Annotated in this window: 20 protein-coding genes; 10 read left to right on the forward strand and 10 right to left on the reverse strand. The window is 65.8% G+C overall.

Annotated features, from left to right (window positions below; genetic code table 11):
* Window positions 1-107: 107 nt before the first annotated feature.
* The 5 genes from AC1ROK_RS20795 to AC1ROK_RS20815 all read left to right on the forward strand — a co-directional run bounded on the left by AC1ROK_RS20795 (window position 108) and on the right by AC1ROK_RS20815 (window position 5,613).
* A complete protein-coding gene (locus AC1ROK_RS20795) occupies window positions 108-935 on the forward strand; it encodes an ABC transporter ATP-binding protein (protein WP_492850445.1) in 828 nt (275 codons plus the stop codon).
* 7 nt (window positions 936-942) lie between these two features.
* On the forward strand, window positions 943-1,788 hold the full coding sequence (locus AC1ROK_RS20800) for an ABC transporter permease (protein WP_492850447.1): 846 nt from the start codon (window positions 943-945) through the stop codon (window positions 1,786-1,788).
* 76 nt (window positions 1,789-1,864) lie between these two features.
* The gene (locus tag AC1ROK_RS20805; RefSeq protein WP_492850449.1) at window positions 1,865-3,022 is read left to right on the forward strand and encodes an ABC transporter substrate-binding protein; all 1,158 of its coding nucleotides are present in this window, start codon (window positions 1,865-1,867) and stop codon (window positions 3,020-3,022) included.
* A gap of 222 nt (window positions 3,023-3,244) precedes the next feature.
* Window positions 3,245-4,324 carry a Gfo/Idh/MocA family protein gene (locus AC1ROK_RS20810; protein ID WP_492850451.1) on the forward strand — a complete coding sequence of 360 codons (1,080 nt, stop codon included), beginning with the start codon at window positions 3,245-3,247 and terminating at the stop codon, window positions 4,322-4,324.
* 77 nt (window positions 4,325-4,401) lie between these two features.
* Entirely contained in the window at window positions 4,402-5,613 is a 1,212-nt protein-coding gene (locus AC1ROK_RS20815; protein ID WP_492850453.1) for an amidohydrolase/deacetylase family metallohydrolase, read from the forward strand.
* Window positions 5,614-5,770: 157 nt separating this feature from the next.
* Here the strand turns inward: AC1ROK_RS20815 and AC1ROK_RS20820 are convergent, their stop codons facing one another.
* From AC1ROK_RS20820 to AC1ROK_RS20830, 3 genes are all read right to left on the reverse strand, one after another.
* Entirely contained in the window at window positions 5,771-6,772 is a 1,002-nt protein-coding gene (locus tag AC1ROK_RS20820) for a Gfo/Idh/MocA family protein (protein ID WP_492850455.1), read from the reverse strand.
* A gap of 24 nt (window positions 6,773-6,796) precedes the next feature.
* The gene (locus tag AC1ROK_RS20825) at window positions 6,797-7,576 is read right to left on the reverse strand and encodes an SDR family oxidoreductase (RefSeq protein ID WP_492850457.1); all 780 of its coding nucleotides are present in this window, start codon (window positions 7,574-7,576) and stop codon (window positions 6,797-6,799) included.
* A 94-nt stretch (window positions 7,577-7,670) separates the two neighbouring features.
* Complete coding sequence (locus AC1ROK_RS20830) at window positions 7,671-8,018, reverse strand: hypothetical protein (protein ID WP_492850459.1); 348 nt, start codon at window positions 8,016-8,018, stop codon at window positions 7,671-7,673.
* A 231-nt stretch (window positions 8,019-8,249) separates the two neighbouring features.
* Here AC1ROK_RS20830 and AC1ROK_RS20835 point away from each other — a divergent pair, with 231 nt between their 5' ends.
* The 4 genes from AC1ROK_RS20835 (at window position 8,250) to AC1ROK_RS20850 (ending at window position 12,657) form a co-directional block, all read left to right on the forward strand.
* Window positions 8,250-9,191 (forward strand): MurR/RpiR family transcriptional regulator, encoded by a 942-nt coding sequence (locus tag AC1ROK_RS20835; RefSeq protein WP_492850461.1) that lies wholly within the window; start codon window positions 8,250-8,252, stop codon window positions 9,189-9,191.
* A 51-nt stretch (window positions 9,192-9,242) separates the two neighbouring features.
* On the forward strand, window positions 9,243-10,634 hold the full coding sequence (locus AC1ROK_RS20840) for an L-serine ammonia-lyase (RefSeq protein WP_492850463.1): 1,392 nt from the start codon (window positions 9,243-9,245) through the stop codon (window positions 10,632-10,634).
* Complete coding sequence (locus AC1ROK_RS20845) at window positions 10,634-10,975, forward strand: hypothetical protein (RefSeq protein ID WP_492850465.1); 342 nt, start codon at window positions 10,634-10,636, stop codon at window positions 10,973-10,975. Before AC1ROK_RS20840 ends, AC1ROK_RS20845 begins: the two co-directional genes overlap by 1 nt.
* A gap of 131 nt (window positions 10,976-11,106) precedes the next feature.
* On the forward strand, window positions 11,107-12,657 hold the full coding sequence (locus AC1ROK_RS20850; protein ID WP_492850467.1) for an alkaline phosphatase family protein: 1,551 nt from the start codon (window positions 11,107-11,109) through the stop codon (window positions 12,655-12,657).
* Between the two features lie 63 nt (window positions 12,658-12,720).
* Here AC1ROK_RS20850 and AC1ROK_RS20855 read toward each other — a convergent pair whose 3' ends face one another.
* Window positions 12,721-13,839 carry a PLP-dependent cysteine synthase family protein gene (locus tag AC1ROK_RS20855; RefSeq protein WP_492850469.1) on the reverse strand — a complete coding sequence of 373 codons (1,119 nt, stop codon included), beginning with the start codon at window positions 13,837-13,839 and terminating at the stop codon, window positions 12,721-12,723.
* 225 nt (window positions 13,840-14,064) lie between these two features.
* Between AC1ROK_RS20855 and AC1ROK_RS20860 the strand changes: the two genes are divergently transcribed.
* Window positions 14,065-15,531, forward strand: coding sequence for a M81 family metallopeptidase (locus AC1ROK_RS20860; RefSeq protein ID WP_492850471.1), 1,467 nt, complete (start codon window positions 14,065-14,067; stop codon window positions 15,529-15,531).
* Between the two features lie 121 nt (window positions 15,532-15,652).
* Here the strand turns inward: AC1ROK_RS20860 and AC1ROK_RS20865 are convergent, their stop codons facing one another.
* The 6 genes from AC1ROK_RS20865 to kdpB form a co-directional block, all read right to left on the reverse strand.
* Window positions 15,653-16,312, reverse strand: a complete 660-nt coding sequence (locus tag AC1ROK_RS20865; protein WP_492850473.1) for a phosphatase PAP2 family protein — start codon at window positions 16,310-16,312, stop codon at window positions 15,653-15,655.
* A 144-nt stretch (window positions 16,313-16,456) separates the two neighbouring features.
* Window positions 16,457-16,900, reverse strand: coding sequence for a PTS sugar transporter subunit IIA (locus AC1ROK_RS20870; RefSeq protein WP_492850475.1), 444 nt, complete (start codon window positions 16,898-16,900; stop codon window positions 16,457-16,459).
* Between the two features lie 9 nt (window positions 16,901-16,909).
* Window positions 16,910-17,632, reverse strand: coding sequence for a response regulator transcription factor (locus tag AC1ROK_RS20875; RefSeq protein ID WP_492850477.1), 723 nt, complete (start codon window positions 17,630-17,632; stop codon window positions 16,910-16,912).
* Window positions 17,629-20,331 (reverse strand): DUF4118 domain-containing protein, encoded by a 2,703-nt coding sequence (locus AC1ROK_RS20880; RefSeq protein ID WP_492850479.1) that lies wholly within the window; start codon window positions 20,329-20,331, stop codon window positions 17,629-17,631. Before AC1ROK_RS20880 ends, AC1ROK_RS20875 begins: the two co-directional genes overlap by 4 nt.
* 167 nt (window positions 20,332-20,498) lie before the next feature.
* Entirely contained in the window at window positions 20,499-21,068 is a 570-nt protein-coding gene (gene kdpC, locus AC1ROK_RS20885) for a potassium-transporting ATPase subunit KdpC (protein WP_492850481.1), read from the reverse strand.
* Between the two features lie 12 nt (window positions 21,069-21,080).
* Entirely contained in the window at window positions 21,081-23,135 is a 2,055-nt protein-coding gene (kdpB, locus tag AC1ROK_RS20890; RefSeq protein ID WP_492850483.1) for a potassium-transporting ATPase subunit KdpB, read from the reverse strand.
* Window positions 23,136-23,170: the final 35 nt, after the last annotated feature.

A 23,170-nucleotide genomic window follows, 5' to 3' on the forward strand; every position in this document is an offset into this window, starting at 1 on the left:
TAGTTACACACTGGCTCCGGACGGGGATGAGGGCGCAACAGGGAGCGCCCGGAAGCCGTTCCATAGTCTGGTACGGGGCAGCGCGAGGGGCGATGACAGCTCAGGAGTTGAAGCAACCGAAACTGCGGGTGAAGGGGGCCACCAAGGTCTACAACACCCGCTCGGGCGACCTGCTGGCGATCGATCGCTGCTCGCTCGATGTGATGGACGGCGAGATCGTTTCGATCGTCGGCCCTTCCGGTTGCGGCAAGACCACGCTGCTATGGTCAATGTCGGGGCTGCACGGCCTCACCTCCGGCGAAGTGCTGCTCGACGGCAAGCCGGTCACCGGCCCCAACCCCGAGATCGGCATGGTGTTCCAGGAGGCCAACCTCCTGCCCTGGCGCAATCTCGACGCCAACATCAACTTCCCCTTCGAGATCAAGGGCACCAAGCCAGATCGCGTCTGGATCGACGAGCTGTTGAACCGCGTCGGCCTCGAAGGTTTTGGCGGGCGCTTCCCGCGCGAGCTTTCGGGCGGCATGCAGCAGCGCGCCGCCTTGGTGCGCGCCCTGAGCTACAAACCCTCCGTGCTGCTGATGGACGAGCCGTTCGGCGCCCTCGACGCCTTCACCCGCGAGGAGATGAACCGGCTGGTCGAGGAAATCTGGCTCGATACCAAAACCACTATCGTCCTCATCACCCACTCGATCGAGGAAGCCATCTTCCTCTCCGACCGCGTGGTGGTGATGAGCCCGCGCCCCGGCCGGGTCGCCAATATCCACGAGGTGCCGTTCCCGCGACCGCGCTCGCTCGAGATCATGTCGACCAAGGAGGTGTTCGACCTCACCAACGCCATCAAGGCGGAAATCGTCGGCACGCAGCAGAGCCGTTTCCCTCAGGCAGCCGCGCTGCCGATAGCATCCGCCGCTTCGGCGCCTGTCGCGGTGCAGTGAGGATCAGATGAGCGAAACCGACGCCATTCCCGAATTCAAGAAATCCGCCGGCGGCGCCAGCGAGGTCGGCATCACCAACATGTCCGCCCTCACCTCCGGCCCCGGCATCAAGTCGATGGGCGAGGTGCTGGCGATCGTGCTGGTCGCGGTGTTCATCGTCGGCGGCACCGAAGTGCTGCTGAACATCTTTGCCGTGCCGCAATACGTGTTGCCCAAGCCGAGCGAGATCGCTGTCGCGCTCTATACCGACTTCCCGTTCATCCTGCCGCATCTGGGGCACACGCTGGTCGAGCTGTTCGTCGGCTTCGGCATCGGCGCCGTGGTCGGGCTGATCCTCGCGGCGGTGATTACCCAGTTCCCCTTCGCCGAAAAGATCATCACGCCCTACATCCTGCTGCTGGTGACGACGCCGATGCTGGCGCTGGTGCCGCTGTTGATCCTGCGCTTCGGCTTCGGCTACGAGCCGCGCATCATCGCCGTGGCGCTTGCCTCCGGCCCGATGGTGATGATCAACGCCGCCACCGGCTTCCGCCGGGTCGACCGCGGCAAGATCGCGCTGGCTCGCTCCTATGGCGCTTCGACCCTGCAGATCTTCTGGAAGGTGCGCGCTCCGATGGCGCTGCCGATGATCTTCGTCGGCCTGATGGTCGGCTCGATCTTCGGGCTCCTGACCGCGGTCGGCGCCGAAATGGTCGGCGGCGGTTTCGGGCTGGGCAACCGGCTCACCTCCTACTCATCCATGATCCAGATGCCGCAGTTCTTCGCGGTGGTCTTGATCCTCTCCATCCTGGGCATCCTGATCTACGTGCTCTTCTTCCTGCTCGGGAAGAAATACGCGAGCTGGGAGGCCTGAGGCACTGCCTGCCGCCGGAGGGAATGGCGGCAGGAACAAGGACTACGGGACGATCCATCAACAGGGGTATGATTGAATGACCAAGTTCTCAGGCGGCATGAACCGCCGCACCTTCCTCACGGTTTCCGCCGCCGGCGTGGTAACCGCTGCGGCGCTCGGCGGCATCGGCCGCGCCAGCGCCGCGCCCTATCCGAAGTTCACCTGGATCTCGCCGCGCGGCACGCTCGAAGTGCTCGACGACTATCCGTACTGGATCGGCAAGAAGATGGGCTATTTCGATGGCCTCGAGGTGGCGACCGACATGCAGCCCGGCCCGTCCGACGGCACCGCCACGGTGAAGTTCGTCGATGTCGGCCAGGCCGATATGGGCTTCCCCTCGCCGGGCGTGTTCTCGTTCGCGCTCGAAAACGGCATGAAGCTGAAGTCGGCCTTCCACATGGGCGCGCTCGACACTTTCAGCCTCGCCTTCCGCAAGGGCACCGGCACCAATGACCTGAAGACGCTCGAGGGCAAGACCATCCTCCTCGGCTCTGCCGCCTGGCAGTCGATCGTCGATCCGATGCTGGCCGTGCAGGGCGTCGACATCACCAAGGTGAAATATGTCGAAGCCGGCTGGCCGACCTGGGGCACGGCTTTGGCCGCCGGCCAGGGCGATGCCGCGCTGAGCTGGGAGGGCCTGCGCGCCGAGTGGATCGGCAACGGGCTGGAGTTCGAGTACTGGCTGGGCGTGCAGAAGTCGCCGCTCTTTGCCAACACCTTCGTGGTCCGCGCCGCCGACCTCGACGATCCCGACAAGAAGGCCTTCCTCGACAAGTATCTGAAGGGTTGGGCGATGGGTCTCGAGTTCGCCTACCACAACCCGCGCGCCGCGGTTGAGGCGGTGTTCGAGCAGTTCCCGACTCTCGCCTCCAATATCGGGCCGGAGCTGGGCACTACCTCGATCCTGCAGCAGATCAACGTCTTCCGCGGCGACATGTCGAAGCGCAAGGGCTGGGGCGACCACGACATGGCGGCCTGGCAGACCTTCTTCGACAAGATCTATGAGCTCAAGCAGATCACCAAGCCGGTAAAGGCCGAGGACGTCTGCACCAACGACTGCATCGCCGCCGCCAACGACTTCGACCACGACAAGGTCAAGGCCGATGCCGATGGTTACGCGCTGAGCGACGCCTTCAAGGCGATCGACGTCGACAACGTCAAGGCGCACCTGTTCGATCAGGCCGTGCCGGCCTGATCTGATGTGACTTCGGGGTGCGGACGACGCTGGCCGCCCGCACCCTTCAAGCGCCCCTTCACCGGCGTCATCCCCGCGAAAGCGGGGATCCATTTAGCCCCACGCGCCTGCGGAGAGGTGGATCCCCGCTTTCGCGGGAATGACAGGGGTGAAGGTTGCGGGTTTTCGAGTTCAACGATCGGCCAGACGGCCGAGCACGCATAAGCGGATGGGGAGGGCCGGATGGCCAACACGGTAAAAGTTCTGGTCGTCGGGCTCGGCAATATGGGCGCCTCCCATGCGAGCGCCTATCACCGCAATCCCGGCTTCGAGATCGTCGGGCTGATGAGCCGCTCGATCAAATCCAAGCCCGTTCCGGACGAGCTCAAGGGCTATCCGCTGTTCGAGGATTATGACGAGGCGCTGCGGGTGGCCAAGCCCGACGCGGTGTCGATCAACTCCTGGCCCAACAGCCATGCCGAATACGCCATCAAGGCGATCAATGCCGGCGCCCATGTGTTCATGGAAAAGCCGCTCGCCACCAACATTGCCGACGCCGAAGCGGTGGTGAAGCTGGCGCGCGAGAAGAACCGAAAGCTAGTGCTGGGCTATATCCTGCGCGTCCACCCCAGCTGGATGAAGTTCACCGAACTGGCGCAGACGCTGGGCAAGCCCCTCGTCATGCGGCTCAACCTCAACCAGCAGTCGGGCGGCCCGACCTATGACTGGCACAAGAACCTGATCGACTCGCTGATCCCGATCGTCGATTGCGGCGTCCACTATGTCGACGTGATGTGCCAGATGACCAAGGCGAAGCCGGTGCGCGTGCACGGCATCGGCGCCAAGCTCTGGGCCGAAGCCGACAAGCAGAACTACGGCCACCTGCATGTCGAGTTCGATGACGGTTCGGTCGGCTGGTACGAAGCCGGCTGGGGCCCGATGATGAGCGAGGTTGCCTATTTCGTGAAGGACGTGGTCGGCCCCAAGGGCGCCGTCTCCATCGTCCCCAACCCCAAGGCGCATAAGGAAGGCGTGTCGGACTCCTCCAATATCGACCAGCATACCAAGACCGACGCCATCCAGTACCACCACGCCGAGGTGCAGCCGGGGGACAAGAGCTTCGTCCGCAAAGACGAGATCTTCGTCATGACCGACGAGCCCAACCACCAGGAGCTCTGCGACCGCGAGCAGGCGTTCTTTTTGAAAGCCATCCAGGAGGATCTCGACCTCACCGAGTCGATGGATGCGGCGGTGAACAGCCTGAGGATCGTGCTTGCCGCCGAGCAGTCGATCAACGAGAAGCGCGTCGTCGAACTGGCCTGAGCCAACTCACTCACGCGATGGAACCCGGCGGGCAGTTGCCCGCCGCTGTCGCCCCATTCCCCAAGCGGAGACCATCGATGACTTCACCGGCAGCCGGACAGGGCTTCGATATCGTGCTCAGGGGCGGCCGCGTCCTTGATGAGCGCAACGGCGTCGACGGGGTGCTCGATGTCGCGATCAAGGCCGGCAGGATCGCCGCGGTCGGCAAGGACCTCGCGACATCGGGGGCCAGGGTCGAGGATGTCAGCGGCGCCATCGTCGCGCCGGGGCTGATCGACATCCATACCCATGTCTACCACAAGGCGACTTCACTCAGCGTCGACCCCGGCTTCATCGCCCGCCGTTCCGCCTGCACCACGCTGGTCGATGCCGGCAGCGCCGGCGCCGGCAATTATGACGGCTTTCGCGACTACGTGATGATCCATTCGCCCTACCGGATCTTCGCCTTCCTCAACATCTCGTTCCCCGGCATTTTCGGCTTCGACAAGGGCGTCTCGATCGGCGAGGCGACGCTGCGCTCGATGCTGCCGGTGGATAAATGCGTCCAGAAGGTCGAGGCCAACCGCGACCGCATCATCGGCGTGAAGGTCCGCATCGGCGGCCCGGTCACCGGCGAACTGGGGCTCGGCGCCCTGGAAATGGCGCTCGAGGCCGCCAACGCGCTGAACCTGCCGCTGATGACCCATATCGGCACCGCGCCGCCGAGCTATGCCGACGTGGTCGACATGCTGCGCCCAGGCGACATTCTCACCCATTGCTACCGCCCCGACCCCAACTCGGCCATCGGCCCCGACGGCAAGGTGATCGACGCGGTGCTCGAGGCGCGGCAACGCGGCGTGCTGTTCGACATCGCCCACGGCATGGGTGCCTTCGGCTATGACAGCGCCGAAGCGGCATTGCAGGATGGTTTCAAGCCCGACCTGATCTCGTCGGACGTGCATGTCATTGCCGTCGAGGGCCCGGGTTACGACCTGCTGCACACCATGAGCAAGCTGCTCAATTGCGGCCTGTCGCTGCCCGAAGTGATCGGCATGTCGGCCAACCGCCCGGCTTTGGCGATCCGGCGGCCCGAACTCGGCCACCTCGGCGTCGGCGCCGTCGCCGACATCACTGTGCTCAAGCAATACGACAGCAACTACATGTTCCAGGACGTGGTCGGCAAACGCCGCCAGGGGTCGAGCCTGCTGCAGCCGGTGTCGGTGTACCTGGGCGGAAAGTCGATGGAAGTCAGCCGCCGCCCGTTCGAGGAGAGCTTCCTCATCGGCGGGCATCACGGGCATGAGCACTGAGGCTTAGGCTAGGTCACGGCGCTATCAGTCGTCGCCTCCCTCCCCCTTGAGGGGAGGGATTGAGGGAGGGGGTGGTGCGGTGATCACCGATGGCCCCCCACCCCCAACCCCTCCCCTCAAGGGGGAGGGGAGCCCAGCCCTGGTGAGGTTGGCCCCACTACCCAATCCGCACCACATTCCCCGTCCGCGCCGACTCCTCGGCCGCCAGCGTCGCCTGCAATGCCGCCGCGGCATCTTCCGGCACGCCGATCTTCGGCGTGGTGCCGCTCAGGGCGCAGCCGGTGAAATAGTTGAACTCCTCGCGCAGCGCTCCGCCGCGCACCCCGTCGAACATCGGCCAATAGGTGATATCGGGTGAGTGCAGCTTGTTGGCATCGACGATGCCGAGCGGTGGGAAGGTGTCCTGGACGTGGATGATGCCTTCGGTGCCGATGATCGACATGCGCTCGTCGATATCGAACGGCGTCTGCGTCGGCATGCACCACACCGTTTCGAGCGTCGCGGTGGCGCCGCCGGCGAAGCGGAACATGGTCTGGCCGATATCGGGGTGCTTCAGCCCGCGCACGTCGACCGTCTGCGCATAAGCCGAGACGATCTTGTCGCCGGTCAGCCACAGCATGATGTCGGTGTCGTGGATGGCGTCGCCGACGATCGGGCCGATCTTGTTGAGGATGGTCGGGGTCCAGGCGGCCGGGATGTTGCGGCGCGACGACAGCGCCACTACCTTGCCGATGCGGCCCTCGGCGATCGCTTGCTTCGCCATCCGGTAGCGCGGGTTGAAGCGCACGATATGGCCGATGAACAGGATGCCCTTGGCCCCCTTCGAGGCGGCGATGATCTTGTTGGCGTCCTCGACCGTCGAAGCGATCGGCTTTTCGAGGAACACATGCTTGCCGGCCTGGAGCGCGGCGATCGCCAGCTCGGTATGCTGGTCCCACATGGTGCAGATCGACACCGCGTCGATCTCCGGATCGGCGAGCATGTCGTGATAGTCGCGATAGAGCTTCTTGACGCCGAACTTGTCGCCCAAAGCCGTGAGCCGATCCTCGGTGCGGGTGCAGAGCGCCGCCAGTTCGAGGTTAGGCACGCCCATGATGGTCTCGGCGTGGATTTCCCCAAACCAGCCGAGCCCGATAATGCCGATACGCAGCTTGTCCAAAACTACCCCCTCAAATGAGATTGCCTAAAAATCCTCGAGCGTCAGCTCGCGCGCCATCACGATGTTGCCCGAAGTGAGCCCGCAATCGACCGGGATCGCCGCGCCGGTGACAGCGCTGGCCGCATCGGAGGCGAGGAAGGCGATCACCCGCGCCACCTCATAGGGCTCGACGATGCGACCGAGCGGGTACCAGCGCTCCAGTGTCTTCAACACGTTCGGATCCTTGGCCTTGCGCTCGTCCCAGACCGGGGTGCGTACCGTACCGGGCAACACGATATTGGCGCGGATGCCGTAACGGCCATATTCCTGCGCCAGCGAGCGGGTCAGCGAGATCATCGCCGCCTTCGCGGCGCTGTAGGCCGGATCGCCCAGGGCCGCGAGGCCGTTGACCGAACCGACATTGACGATGTTTCCGGAGCGCCGTTCCACCATCTGCGGCAGCACCGCATGCGCGCAGGCATAGGCGCCGCCGACATTGGCGGCCATGTCCTCGTCCCAGCCGGCCGGGTCGGTCTTCTCGAAGGTGGCGTGGCGCGTGATACCGGCATTGTTGACGAGGATGTGCACCTCGCCGAACCCCTTGAACGCAGCAGCTACCGAGGCCGCATCGGCGATGTCGGCCACCGCCGGCTTCACCGTGATGCCGTCCTTGCCGAGCGTCTCGGCCAGCGCGTGCACCTTGTCGCTGCGATCGAGCGCCGCGATGGTCGCGCCTTCCTCGCCGAAGAAGCGGCAGAGCCACTGGCCGATGCCGCCCGCGGCGCCGGTGATGGCGATGGTCTTGCCGGTGAATGCGGCGGTCATTTTTGCTCCTTCAACAGTTCATCAGCGTGCAACAGTTCATCAGCGTGGCAGGCGCTCTCACACCGTTCTTGGCTGGACGCGATGAGTATGCCCCTCAATTCCCGAACCATCCGTCCTTCAGGTAGCGCATGTACTCGAACACCATGCCGTGCTTCTTGACGAACACCACTTCGAGGAAATCGCCGACGATGAACGGCGGGATCAGGATCTCGACGCCGGGTGCGGCAAGGTGCGGCGCGAGGTCATCGACCCGATAGGCGACATGTGGGTTGTCGCGCACTTCGGCCGGCACCGTGCTGTCCGGCTCGTAGCGCAGGAACTCGATATGCTCGGGGTGATGGCGCGGGTTGGTGACCCAGATCCGGCTTGCCTCGACCCAGTCTTCCCTGGGCTGGGGCACCGTCGTCGTGATCCCCACATGGTCGAACTCGAATGTCGCCATGACGCTGCTCCCCTGCCTAACTCCCCAATTCTGAAATCATGTTACAGAACCGAAAGGCTCGCAACCGGATTCTGCGCCAGCCGCCAAAAGTCTTAAACAAGACAGGCTTCCTGCTATCGGATGGCCCTCGCTAACCACATGGAGGCATTCCACCCTGTGGATCGGCCGACGATCGATCTGGTCACATCCGGCGCAATGCTGTAATTGAATTTCAGAGCTGGAGCGATCGACATGCAGAGGCGCGCTGCGAGGGACGTAACCGAAGAACCGGCCATCGACATCGTCTCGCGCATCCAGCGGGCCGAGCCCGAGCTGTCGCCGGCCGAGCGACAGGTGGCAGCGGCGGTGCAGCTCGATTTCGAAGCGGCGACGCGGCTGACCATCGCCGATCTCGCAGCCAAAGCCGGGGTCAGCCAGCCGACGGTCACCCGCTTCTGCCGCTCGGTCGGCTGCGCCTCGTTCAACGATTTCAAGATCAGCCTCGCCAGCACCATGACGGTGGCAGCGGTCTATCTCCGCTCCGACCGGGTGTTCTCCGACGATATCGGCCAGCTCGCCCAATCGGTGATGCTGCGCGCCGCCAATGCCGTGCAGGCCTGTCTCGAGCAGCTCGACACTGCCGCGGTCGGCCGCGCCATCGACGCCATCGCCGAAGGGCGCCGGCTCGATATCTACGGCCAGGGCGGCGGCTCGGCGGTAATGGCCGAGGACGCCAAGCTCCGGCTGTTCCGGCTCGGCATTCCGGTTGCCGCCTACACCGATGGCCACCAGCAGCGCATGTCGGCCTCGACCCTGCAGCCGGGCGATGTGGCCTTCGCCATCTCCAATAGCGGGCAATCGAAAGCCGTGGTCGAAGCGATCCAGATCGCCGCCTCGTTCGGCGCCACCACCATCGCGCTGACCCGCCCCGGCTCCCCGCTGGCCAAGGCCGCCGGCATCGTCATTCCCATCGTCATCCCCGAGGATGACAACGTCTTGGTGCCGACGCCGTCGCGCTACGCCCATATGGCGGTGATCGACACCATCGCCTCGGGCGTGGCGCAGAAGCTCGGCGCGCGCGGCCGCGAGGCTTTGCGCCGGGTGCGCTACACCCTTACCGCCATTGGCGTCGCCATCCCGACCCCCTCGACCGATCCGACCAAGCTGATGCAGACGCTGAAGCCGCACGAGTAGCGGGTCGGCGGCGTTGCCGCTATGGTGCGGCCGCACCATATGTGAGGCCTGATGTTCCTCTCGGTTTTCGACGTCTTCAAGATCGGCATCGGGCCATCGAGTTCGCATACCATTGGGCCGATGACGGCCGCCAACCGGTTCCTCGACGAGCTCCGCACCGGCGATTGGCCACGGCCGCGCCACGCCGTGGTGACTTCGCTGAAGGCGAGCCTGCATGGCTCCTTGGCCTTCACCGGGGTCGGGCACGGCACCGGCCGCGCCGTGGTGCTGGGGCTTTGCGGCTACGCGCCCCACAGCGTCGACCCCGACCAGATCGATGCGATCGTCGCCGGGGTCGAGGCCGAGGGCATGGTGCATCCCGAGGGACACCCGGCCTACCGGTTCCGGCCGGCGCTCGACCTGATCTACGACAAGAAGGAGCGGCTGCCCGGCCACACCAACGGGCTGCAGTTCTACGCCTATGATGCCGACGGCGCGCTGCTGCTGCGCCGGGTCTACTATTCGATCGGCGGCGGCTTCGTCGTCAGCGAGGCGGAGCTGGCGCGCGGCGAGGTCAAAGCCGACGCGGTCGAGGTCCCCTACCCCTTCGGCGATGCGGCTCAGATGCTTGCCATGGCCCGCGATTCCGGCCTCTCCATCGCCCAGATGAAGCGCGCCAACGAGGAAGCGCGGATCGGCCGCCGCGCCCTCGAGCAAGGGCTCGACCGGCTCTGGGCCGCGATGGATGGCTGCATCGAGCGGGGCTTGCGCACCGACGGCATCATGCCAGGGGGGCTCAACGTCAGCCGCCGTGCCAAGGCGATCCACCAGCAGTTGCAGACGGCCTGGCAGCGCAACGAACTCGGCCCGCTTGCCGGAAATGACTGGCTCAGCGTCTTCGCCATGGCGGTGAACGAGGAGAATGCCGCCGGCAGCCGCGTGGTGACGGCGCCGACCAATGGCGCCGCTGGGGTCATTCCTGCCGTGCTGAAATACCACCAGCAGTTCGAGGCCGGCGCGTCGCGGGCCAGCATCCATGACATGCTGCTGACCGCCGCTGCCATCGGCGGCATCATCAAGCACAACGCCTCGATCTCCGGCGCCGAAGTCGGCTGCCAGGGCGAGGTCGGCTCAGCCTCGGCCATGGCTGCGGCAGCACTCTGCGCCGCCATGGGCGGCACCCCCGCGCAGGTGGAGAATGCCGCCGAGATCGCGCTCGAGCATCACCTGGGGATGACCTGCGACCCGGTTGCCGGACTGGTGCAGATCCCTTGCATCGAGCGCAACGCCTTTGGCGCGGTGAAGGCGGTGACCGCCGCCTCGCTGGCGATGAAGGGCGACGGCACGCACAAGGTGTCGCTCGATATCTGCGTCGAGACCATGCGGCAAACCGGCGAGGACATGAGTGAGCGCTACAAGGAAACCAGCCAGGGCGGCCTCGCCGTCAACGTCCCGGCCTGCTGATGCCCAGCCCGACCTACGAGCTGTTCCGCGAGGCGATGGCGGCAAGACGGCAGATCGTCTGCACCTATAATGGCCTTCGCCGCGAAGTCTGCGCGGTGATCCTCGGGCACACGCGTGGCGAGGAGAAGGCGCTGATCTACCAGTTCGGTGGCGACACCAGCAGCGCGCTGCCGGCGGGCGGCGAGTGGCGCTGCCTCACCCTCAGCAAGGTCAGCGACGTCGAACTGCGCGATGGCCCCTGGCGCACCGGCGGCAGCCATTCGGCCTTGCAGTCCTGCATCGAGAGCGTCGATTTCGACGTCAATCCCGACAGCCCCTACTCCCCGAAGCATCGACTTTAGGGCATCAATGCTCCCGCTGGAGCAGAATTGCGGTTCGTTGAACCGCACTCCAGCTCCAGTCCTTGTTTTGTCGCGAGATCGAACCGGAAAAGTCTGCAACTTTTCCTGATCTCGCTCTAGCCGAGAGCCCGATGACCGACCGTCCCAATATCCTGTTGATTTGCGCCGACCAGTGGCGCGGCGACTGCATCTCGGCGCTCGGGCACAAGAACGCCAGGACGCCCAACCTCGACGCGCTGATGGCTGACGCGGTGACCTTCACCAGGCATTTCGGCCAGTGCACGCCGTGCGGGCCGTCGCGCACCAGCCTCCTTACCGGGCAGTACCTGATGAACCACCGCTCGGGGCGGAACGGCACGCCGCTCGATCGGCGCCACACCAATATCGCGCTCGAGGCGCGCAAGGCCGGCTACGACCCCGCTTTGTTCGGCTACACCGACACCACCCCCGATCCACGCGGCCTGCACCCGAACGACCCGGCGCTGACTGCCTATGACGAGGGGGTAATGCCGGGCTTTTCGACCCCGCTACACCTGCCCGAGGACATGGACCAGTGGGTCTCGGACCTCATCTCCAAGGGTTACGACCTCCCCGGTGGCCGCGCCGATGTGTTCCGCCCTCGTCCGGGGTTCGAGAAGCCCGCCGATCGTGGCTTCCGCTACATCCCGACCGTCTTCAAGGCCGAGGAAAGCGAGACCGCTTTCCTCACCGACGAGTTCCTCAAGTGGCTGCTGGTGCGACGCGACAAGCCGTGGTTCGCGCATTTCGTCTTCTACCGCCCGCACCCGCCGCTGATCGCGCCCGAGCCGTATAACGGCATGGTGCACCCCGCCGATGTGGAATTCCCCATCCGCGCCGCCTCGCCGTCTGAGGAAGGCAAGCAGCACCCGCTGCTCGATTACGCCATCGAGACGCTCCGCCAGCCCAGCACCTATGACGAGCACAACCCTCAGGACCTGGTCGCCGCCGACGAACTCGAGATCCGCCAGATGCGGGCGACCTATTACGGGCTGATCGCTGAAGTGGATGCGCAGCTGGGGCGCATCGTCCAGCATCTGAAGGACACCGGCCAGTATGACCGCACGCTGATCATCGTCACCTCCGACCACGGTGAGGTGCTGGGCGAGCACTATGTCTGGGGCAAGGAAATCTACTTCGATGCAGCCTTCCACCTGCCGCTGGTGATCCGCGACCCGCGGCCGGAGGCCGACGCGGCGCGCGGCCGGCGCGTCACCGCGTTCACCCAGGCGATCGACGTGATGCCGACGGTGCTCGATTGGCTCGGGCTCGACATTCCACGCAGTTGCGACGGTGCGTCGCTAACCCCGTTCCTGCGCGGCGAGGCCCCGCCAGACTGGCGCAACGCGGTGTATTTCGAGCACGACTTCCGCGACGTGCGCACCCAGAAGCCGGAAACCGCGCTCGGCATCGCCTCCGACCAGTGCGCCTATGCGGCGATCCGCGACGACCGGTTCAAGTACGTCCACTTCGCCGCCCTGCCGCCACTGTTGTTCGACATCGCCAACGACCCACGCGAACAGCTGAACCTCGCCGAGGACCCGGCTTACACCGAGGTGGCGCTCGACTACGCCCGCAAGATGCTCGATTGGCGACTGAGCTCGGGCGAGCGCGAGCTGACAAATATGTCGGTGGGCGCGGGTGGGCTGTTTGTGCGGAAGTAGCGGTTCCGCGGGTAAACTGGATGCCCGAGGCGATCGCCTCCCTCCCCCTTGAGGGGAAGGGAGCTAGGCCGCGCAGCTGGCCACCGCTGACTCCATCAACAACTCAGGCGCAAAACCACCACCCGCGACAAAGCTCTCAAGCCTCGCCACATATGGCGCAGGATCCAGCCCCTGCGCCTTGAGCCAGGCCGGGTTGTAATAGCTCTCGGCATAGCGCTCGCCGCTGTCGCAGATCAGCGAGACGATCGAGCCGCTGCGCCCTTCGTCGCGCATCCGGCTGGCGGCCCAGCAGACCCCGACAAAGTTGCTGCCGGTGGAGGCGCCGACGCGGCGGCCGAGCAGCCGCGATAAGACTTGCATGCCGGCCAGCGACACGGCGTCCGGCACCCGGATCATCTCGTCGATCACCTCGCCGATGAACGAAGCCTCCACCCGCGGCCGCCCGATCCCTTCGATGCGCGAGCCGCGGGACGCCGTAGCCGTGCGGTCGGTCCGCAGCCACCCGTCATAGAAAGCGGAGAACTCGACATCGGGCACGCAGAGCCGGGTATCGAGACAGCGATAGCGGATGTAGCGGCCGATGGTCGCCGAGGTACCGCCGGTCCCGGCGCCCATCACGACCCACTCCGGCACCGGATGCCTCTCCTGCTCCATCTGCCGAAAGATCGACTCGGCGATGTTGTTGTTGCCGCGCCAGTCGGTGGCGCGTTCGGCAAAGGTGAACTGGTCGAGATAATGCCCGCCGCACTCCGCCGCCAGCTCGGCTGCCCGCGCATAGATCGCCGCCGGCTGCTCGACGAAATGGCAGCGCCCGCCCTGCTGCTCGATCGCCTCGACCTTGCTGGCGCTGGTGGTGCGCGGCAGCACGGCGCAGAAATCGAGCCCGAGCAGCCGGGCATAATAGGCTTCGCTCACCGCGGTCGAACCGGACGAGGCTTCGACCAGCGTCACGCCCTCGCGGATTCGGCCGCTGCAGATGCCGTAGAGGAACAGCGAGCGCGCCAGCCGGTGCTTCAGGCTGCCGGTCGGATGCGAGGATTCGTCCTTGAGGTAGATGTCGATGCCATCGAGCGACGGCAGGTTCAGCGCGATCAGATGCGTATCCGCCGAACGCCTGCCCTCGGCCTCGAGCAGGGCAATGGCCCGGCTGCGCCAGACCCGATCCGGACTGCAGTTCGACATGACAGCCTCATGCTATTATCCATTAGCATCATAGCATGATCTACTCCAATTTTACAATCTCACGCCAACATGTTCTGATTCTTGCAACGACTGTAGCAATTCGCACTCCTCCAGCGAGATCGATGCCACCACCGATGTTCCACGCTGCGGAACCGGTGGCGATTGACCCTCTCGGGCCAGCCTTCCAAGCTGCCGCCAGCCCTTTCATCTGGAACCGCCACTGCCATGCGCCTGTTCATCGCGACCCTCGGCACCGAGACCAACACCTTCGCCTCGTTCCCCACCGGCATCGACGATTTCAAGGAGTGCTTCTGGGCCGACCGCAATGTCGAAACCTTCGCCCCCTCGCCCTGGTCGGCGCCGCCGCAGATCTGGCGCGAGCGCGGTCTCGAGCGCGGCTGGGAGGTGGTCCAGAGCCTCTTCGCCTTCGCCAATCCGGCCGGCCCGACCATCAAGGCCGACTACGAAGCGATGCGCGATCGCATCCTCGACGACCTGCGCGCTGCCGGCCCGGTCGATGCGGTGCTCTATTACCTCCACGGCGCGATGATCGCCGACGGCTACGACGATTGCGAAGGCGACCTGGTACAGCGCACCCGCGCGCTGGTGGGAGAGACGACCCGCATCGGCATCGAGCTCGACCTGCATGGTCATGTCGACAACACCATCGTCGACAATGCCGACCTGATCGTCATCTACAAGACTTACCCGCATATCGACCACGCCGAGCGCGCCGAGGATCTGTTCGCCCTGATGGAACGCACGCTGAAGGGCGAGATCGAGCCGAAAATGGCGCTGTTCGATTGCAAGACCATGGGGCTGTTCCCGACCACCATGGAGGGCCCGATGATCGCCTTCACCCAGTCGCTCTACGATGGGGAAGGCAAGGACGGCGTGCTGTCGCTGTCGCTCAACCACGGCTTCCCCTGGGCCGACGTACCGCTGGCCGGCGCCAAGATGCTGGCGGTCGCCGATCGCGACCAGGCCATCGCCGACCGTGCCGCCAAACACTATGGCGAGGCCTTCTACCGCATCCGCGCCCAGGCGACGCTGCCCTTCACCCCGTTCAAGGAGGCGATCGAGCAGGCGAAGCTCAAGGGCGACAAGCCGCTATTGATTGCCGACACCTCCGACCAGATCGGCAGCGGCGCGCCCGGCGACACCACCTATGTGCTCAGGGCTTTCATCGACGCCGGCATCCGCAACGCCGTCGTGGCGCCGCTCTGGGATCCCTCGGCGGTCAAGATCTGCTTCCAGGTCGGGGTCGGGGCGAAACTGAAGCTCAGGATCGGCGGCAAGTTCGAGCCGCATTCCGGCCCACCGCTCGATGCCGAGGCCGAGGTGCTGTTTTTGAAGCGCAACGCCCACCAGGACCACCTGCCCGGCGAGCGCATCGAGATCGGCGATGTCGCCGTGGTGCGGGTCGAAGGCATCGAGGTGCTGCTGACGACGCTGCGCACCAATCTCTACACCCTTAGCCTGTTCTCGCTGCACGGCATAACGTTCGACGACAAGCAGGTCGTCTCGATCAAGAACCTCTACAAGCACAAGGACCTGTTCACGACCAACACCCGGGCCCAGCTGTTCGTCGCCACCCCGGGCACCAGCAACCCCAACTGGTCCGAGCTCCCGTTCAAGCGCCTGACCCGCCCGATCTGGCCGCTGGATGCTGATCCGCTGGGGCTGGATTAGTCGGCCCCTCCCCCTTGAGGGGAGGGGTTGGGGGTGGGGGTCCATCGGTGATCACAGAACCACCCCCTCCCTCAATCCCTCCCCTCAAGGGGGAGGGGAAGCGACGACTGCGAGATCGCGACTAACGCCCCGCCCGCTCCCGCAGAAAATGCGCGGCCGTGGTGCAGAGCAGGGCCCAGGCGGCGCCGAGCGACCAGCCAGCCAGCACGTCGGTGGGGTAGTGGACGCCCAGGTAGATCCGGCTCACCCCGACCAGCAGCGTGAGCGCAATCGCCACCCCGACGAAGAAACGCTTCAGCTGCTGCTCGGGCGATGATTCCGCCAGCATGGCGCCGATGGTGAGGAACACCACGGCCGAGACCGTCGCATGTCCGCTTGGAAAACTGGCGGTGAACACCTCGGGGGCCCCGATGAGGTCAGGCCGCGGCCGGTCGAACAGCATCTTCAATACCGTGCTGATGATGGTGCCGCCCACCACCGCGAATACCATGAACCAGCCGGTGCGGTGCTTGCCCACCAGCAGCAGATAGGCAAACACCAGTACGACGATGATGCCGAGCACCGAGAAGCTGCCGAGCGCCGTGATGTCGCGCACCGCCTCCTCGAGCCAGGCCGGCCCGATCGGATCGGCCGGATCTCCAGGGGTGCGCAGCGCCATCAGCACCGCATTGTCGAGGCCGAGCGTATCGCCATCGGTCACCGCGTCGGCGATGAGCCCGAAGCCGCCGAGCAGCGCCGCCACGACGAGCGCCCCGAGATAGACGCGGCGGGGTGTGGGCATGGCGGTGGTCCTCCGTGGTCGAGTTCGCTGAGACCGATATGCCAACCGCTGCGGACCGGCAACACGCCCCCACTTTCCGCTGAGGCGGCAGTCGGGCGCCCCCTCCCGCTTGCGGGGGGGAGGGGTTCCCGACTGAAGGCCCTCTTACTCCGCCGTCATTGCCGTATACATTTCCGCTGCCGTCCGCGCCCGCCGCAGCCTTTCCGTCACCCCGGCTGACCGCAGCTGCCGCGACACCACCGACAGCGCCTTGAGATGCGAGGTCCGATCGGCCGGCGACAGCAGCAGGAAGATAAGGTCGACCGGTCGATCGTCGACAGCGTCGAACTCCACCGGTTTCGCCGTTCGCGCCAGCAGCGCGAACGGTACATCGAGCCCGGCAGGCGCGGTGTGCGGGATGGCGATCCCCTGCCCGATACCGGTCGAGCCGAGCGTCTCGCGATGGCTGAGCCCGTTAAGCACCACCGCCTGGTCGAGACCGGTAGCCCGGGCGGCGCGGTCCGACAGCTGCTGCAGCAATTGCGATTTGGATGACGCGTCCAGATCGACCAGCACGTTTTCCGGTCGAAGCAGTTCGGCGATATTCATCTGGTCACTCTAGTTCTGGCCGGCCGGCGCCGGCTCGATCGGGTCGGCCTCGTGCAGGCGGTAGCCCACGCCGGTTTCGGTGGTGATATAGCGCGGCTGATCGGGCGTTTGTTCGATCTTTTGCCTGAGCTGCCGGACATAAACGCGCAGATACTGCACATCGGTGGTGCCGTCCCACACCTGCTCGAGCAGAAAGTGGTGGGTCAGCACCCTGCCAGCGTGCTGCACCAGGAGGCGCAGGATGTCGTATTCCTTGGGCGAGAGCTTCACCTCCTTGCCGTCGACCTTGACGATCCGCTTGACCAGGTCGACCGACAGCCCGCCGGTGACGAACACCGGGCGTTCGCCCTGCTGCTGCAGCCGGTGCCGCAGCGCCACCCGGATGCGGGCGGCCAACTCGTTCATGCCGAAGGGCTTGGTCACATAGTCGTCGGCGCCGAGCTCGAGCGCCTTGACGATCCCCGCCTCGTCGGTACGGCTCGACAGCACCACCACCGGCAGGTCGCGCCCCTCGTCGCGCCAGCGCGCCAGCAGATCATGGCCGGAAATGTCAGGCAGCCCGAGGTCCAGCAGGATCAGGTCGGGCCGCTCCGCCTTCAGCGCTTCGAGCGCGAACCTGGCACTGCCCGCCTCAGTGATCGCATAGCCCTGCGCGCCGAGCCCCATCCGCAACAGCTTGCGGATGGGCGGCTCGTCGTCGATGACGAGGATCTTCACGGCCGAGTTGCTCATTTCAGCTCACCCATGTCTGGCGCGTTGAGGTCGGATACCCCAGAGGGGAGCGGCATCCTGATGGTGAAGAGTGCGCCCGAGCGGTCCTGCCGGTTCGCGGCGGAAATCGTCCCGCCCATCGCCTCGACGAAACCGCGGCAGATCGATAGGCCGAGCCCGGTCCCCGCCCGCACCTGATCGACTTTCCGCACCCGGTAGAAGCTGTCGAACACCCGTTCGAGATCCTCGGCCGGGATGCCCGGCCCCTCGTCGATCACCTGCAGCACCACCGAAGCACTGTCGACCCAGCCCTTGAGCCCGATGGTCGTTCCCTCCGGCGCATATTTCGCAGCGTTGTCGATGAGGTTGAACAGCACCTGCTCGAACAGCACCGGATCGACATTGATCATCGGCAGGTCGGCCGGGATATCGACGGCGACGGTGTGCCCGGCGGTGATCTTCTGCGTGCGCTGCAACGCGGTACCGACGATATCGCCGACGAAGTTCAGCCCCGCATTGGGCGCTGTCGCCCCCGATTCGATCCGCGTCATATCGAGCAGATTGGCGATGAAGCGGTTGAGCCGCTCAGATTCGTCCACCACGGTGCCCAGCAGTTCCGCCTCATCGTCCTTGGCGAGCCCATCGGGCGGCTCGCGCAGCATCCCGGCGGCGGCGAGTATGGCGGCCAGCGGGGTCTTCAGGTCATGCGAGATCGAGGTCAGGAGCGCCGAGCGCAGCCGGTCGGCTTCGGCCGCGAGTTTGGCGCGCTCGACGTCGTCAACCAGCTGGATGCGTTCGATGGCGAGCGCCGCCTGGTCGGTCAGTGCATCGAGCAGCCGGCGCTGGTCCGGGGTGAGCAGCGGCCCCGGCTTGTCATTGTCGAGCCCCACCACGCCGACCGGGACGCGGCCGGTCTTCAGCGGCAGATAGAGCCGCTTGGCGCCGGGCAGCGTGTCGGCGCCACGGCCGGCCGCGCGGTCGTTCTCCCAGGCCCAGCGGGCGGCGGCGACATCGGCCTCATCGAACGTATCGTCGGGCGGATAGCCGGCCTTTACGGCGATACTGCCGTTCTCCGGCAACAACAGCACCACGCGCAGCTTCAGCATCGAGGCGATCTGGTAGGCGGTGGCCCACAGCACGTCGTCGAGTGTGCCGGCGCCGGCGAGCTTCTTCGAAAACAGGTAGAGATCCTCGGTGGTGCGGGCCCGCTGCCGCGCTGCCGCGGCCTGCCGCTGCACCCGCGAGGTCAGGTTGCTGGCGATGAACGCCACACCGAGAAAGAAGCCGAGCGCGATGACGCTTTCGGGGTCGCTGATGTTGAGCGTATAGAGCGGCGGCAGGAAGAAGAAGTTCAGCAGCAACGCGCTGATCAACGAGGCGAACAAAGCCGCGCCGAGCCCGAAGCTCAGTGCTGCCGCCAGCACCGCCATCAGGAACACCAGCGCGATATTGGTGACATCGAGTACCCGATCGAGCAGCAGGCCGGCGCCGAGCGCCACCGCCACGAAGCCGACGCTCCACAGGTACGGCAGCAGCTCGAAGCGCGGCGGCGTGACCTGGATCAGGCCTGACGCAGGCTTTATGCCCTTTTCGACCGTGCCGGCGATGACGTGCACGCTGATGTCGCCGGCGTGGCGGATCAGGTCGTGCGACACCGAACCCTGCAGCCACTCGCGCCATTGCGGCTTTACCGGCTTGCCGATGACGATGTGGGTGACGTTGTTGGCGGCGGCATAGCGCACGATCTCGGTGGCGATGTGCTGACCGGGCAGCACCACCGCCTCTCCCCCCAGTTGCTCGGCGAGCCGGAGGCTGGCGGCCAGTTGGTCCTTGCCGGCATCCGAGACGCCCGCCGTGCGGATCGTCTCGATGTTGAGCGCCACGAACGGCCCGCGCAGCCGGTCGGCCAGCCGCCGGGCGTAGCGCACCAGCGAGGGCCCGCGCGCATGTTCGTCGACACAGACCAGCACTCGCTCGCCGGCCGCCCATGGGCCATTGATGGCGTGGCTCTGCATATGGCTGAGCAACTGGTCGTCGACCCGCTGCGCCGTGCGCCGCAGCGCCAGCTCGCGCAGCGCCGTGAGGTTGCCCGGCGAGAAGTAATTCTCGACGGCGCGCCGCGCCGTGGTCGGCACATAGACCTTGCCGTCGCTGAGCCGTTTCAACAGGTCGTCCGGCGTGATGTCGATGATCTCGACATCGTCGGCGCGGTCGATAATCGAATCCGGCACCGTCTCGCGTACCCGGATCCGGGTGATCTGCGCCACCACGTCGTTGAGGCTTTCGACATGCTGCACGTTGACGGTGGTGTAGACATCGATGCCGCGCGACAACAGCTCCTCGACATCGAGATAGCGCTTGGGATGGCGGCTGCCGGCGGCGTTGGTATGCGCCAGCTCGTCGACCAGCACCAGCTGCGGGCGGCGATTGAGGATGGCGTCGAGGTCCATCTCCTCGAGCAGCCGCCCCTTGTAGTCGATCTGCACCCGAGGGATGACCTCGAAGCCCAGAACCAGCGCCTCGGTCTCCTTGCGTCCATGCGTCTCGACCACGCCGATCACCACGTCGACGCCCTCGGCGAGCTTGGCCCGCCCTGACAGCAGCATCTCGTAGGTCTTGCCCACGCCCGGCGCCGCGCCGAGAAAGATCTTCAGCCGACCGCGGTTTTCGCGTTCGGCCTGCTCGAGCAGCGCATCGGGGGAGGGTCGGCCGTTATTCATCAAGCATCTCCGCCTGCCGCGGCGAACGGCAGGGCGCGGTCAACACCGGCACCCCACCTATATCGTGTTGGAGCAGGATTGCGTTTCGTTGAATCGCACTCCAGCTCCAGGTCATTGTCTGGTCGCGAGACCGAACCGGAAAAGTCTGCAACTTTTCCTGCTCTCGCTCAGGATGCGCTGGCGCCATCGAGCGCCAGGTTGAGTTTCAGCACATTGACCACCGGCTCGCCCATGAAGCCGAGCAACGGCGCCTCGACATGCTGGCGCACCAGCTCGGTAACCGCGGCTTCGTCCATGCCACGGGCCTGGGCGACGCGCGGCACCTGAAAGTAAGCGGCCTCCGGGGTGATATGCGGATCGAGCCCGCTGCCCGAGGTGGTGACGAGGTCCATCGGCACCGGCGCGTTGGGGTTCTCGGCCTTGAGTGCCGCGGCCTCGGTCTTGATGCGTTCGAGCAGCGCCGGGTTGGTCGGCCCCAGATTGGAGCCCGACGAGGCGGCGGCGTTGTAGCCATCGCCGGCGGCCGAGGGACGGCCATGGAAGTAGCGCGGCGCAGTGAACGCCTGGCCGATCAGTTCCGAGCCGATCACCTGTCCGTCCTTCTCGACCAGGCTGCCATGCGCCTGAGAAGGGAACAGCGCCTGCGACAGCCCGGTCATGGCGACCGGATAGAGCAGCCCGGTGATCACCGTCAGCGCGACGATCATGATGAGTGCGGGTCTCAGTTGCTTCAGCATTTCGAAAGATCCTTACGCGAGGCCGATGGCGGTGATCGCCATGTCGATGGCCTTGATGCCGGCGAACGGCACGATGATGCCGCCCAGCCCGTAGACGAGGAGGTTGCGGCTCAAGAGCGCCCCGGCGCCAACCGCCCGGTACTTCACGCCGCGCAGCGACAGCGGGATCAGCGCCACGATGATCAGGGCGTTGAAGATGATGGCCGAGAGGATGGCGCTCTCGGGCGTTGCCAGCCCCATGACGTTGAGCGCGCCGAGCTGCGGGTAGAACGCCAGGAACATCGCCGGGATGATGGCGAAATACTTGGCGATGTCGTTGGCGATCGAGAAGGTCGTCAGCGCCCCGCGGGTCATCAGCAACTGCTTGCCGATCTCGACGATCTCGATCAGCTTGGTCGGGTCGCTGTCGAGGTCGACCATGTTGCCGGCTTCGCGCGCCGCCACCGTACCGGTGTTCATCGCGACGCCGACATCGGCCTGCGCCAGCGCCGGTGCGTCGTTGGTACCGTCGCCGCACATGGCAACGAGCTTACCTTTGGCCTGCTCCTCGCGGATCAGGCTCAGCTTGTTCTCCGGCGTCGCCTGGGCGAGAAAGTCGTCGACGCCCGCTTCCGCCGCGATCGCCGCGGCGGTCATCGGGTTGTCGCCGGTGATCATCACGGTGCGGATGCCCATACGGCGCAGTTCCGCAAAGCGTTCGCGGATGCCGCCCTTGACGATGTCCTTGAGCTGCACGATGCCGAGGAGCTTGCCATCGCGGGCCACCGCCAGAGGCGTCGCGCCGGATTTGGCGATCTCGTCAGAAATCGTGCGGAGCTCGCGGATGGTGTCGGCGCTGTTGGCCGCGCCTTCCCCGACATATTTCAGCACCGCATCGACCGCACCCTTGCGGATCGACGAGCCGCCGACATCGACGCCGCTCATCCGGCTCTGCGCCGTGAACGGCACGAAGCTGGCATTGAGGCTTTGCATGTCGCGGCCACGGATGCCGTATTTGTCCTTGGCAAGAACGACGATCGAGCGACCCTCCGGCGTCTCGTCGGCCAGCGAGGCGAGCTGCGCCGCATCTGCGAGTTCGGCCTCGCTGACCCCGGCGACCGGATGGAACGCCGTCGCCTGCCGGTTGCCGAGCGTGATCGTGCCGGTCTTGTCGAGCAGCAGCGTATCGACGTCGCCCGCCGCCTCGACGGCGCGGCCCGACATGGCCAAGACGTTGAAGCGCACCAGCCGGTCCATGCCGGCAATGCCGATGGCCGAGAGCAGTGCCCCGATGGTGGTCGGAATCAGTGTCACGAACAGCGCCACCAGCACCACCATCGGCACGTTGCCGCCGGCATAGGCGACGAAGCCCGGAATGGTGGCGACGGCGAGCACGAAGATCAGCGTCATGCCGGCGAGCAGGATGTTGAGCGCGATCTCGTTCGGCGTCTTCTGCCGCTCGGCGCCTTCCACCAGCGAAATCATGCGATCGAGGAAGGTCGAACCCGGGGCCGCGGTGATGCGCACCCGGATCCAGTCGCTGAGCACCTGGGTGCCGCCGGTGACCGCCGAGCGGTCGCCGCCCGACTCGCGGATGACGGGAGCTGACTCACCGGTGATCGCCGCCTCGTTGACCGAGGCGATGCCTTCGATCACTTCGCCGTCGGACGGAATGATGTCGCCGGCTTCGACCAAAACGGTATCGCCGACCTTGAGGCTGGTGCCCGGCACCATTCGGAAGCTGCCGCGCCCCTCGGGCGGCAGCAGCTTGGCCTGCGTTTCGGTCCGCGCCCGGCGCAGCGAATCCGCCTGCGCCTTGCCGCGGCCTTCGGCCACCGCTTCGGCGAAGTTGGCGAACAGCACGGTGAACCACAGCCACAGGTTGATCTGGAACGAGAAGCCCAGATTGCCCGAACCGGTCACCAGGTCCTTGACGAACAACACGGTGGTGAAGGCGGAGACGACGGCGACGACGAACATCACCGGGTTCTTGATCAGACTTTTCGGGTTCAGTTTCCTGAACGCGCCGCCGATGGCGGGGACGAGGATGCGAGTGTCGAACAGGCTCGCCGATTTCAACTGGCTCATGAGAGGCTCCAGTGGGTTCCTTGGGGCGCGGCGGG

The sequence above is a fragment of the Devosia sp. GW821-FHT12F11 genome, from assembly GCF_058806655.1.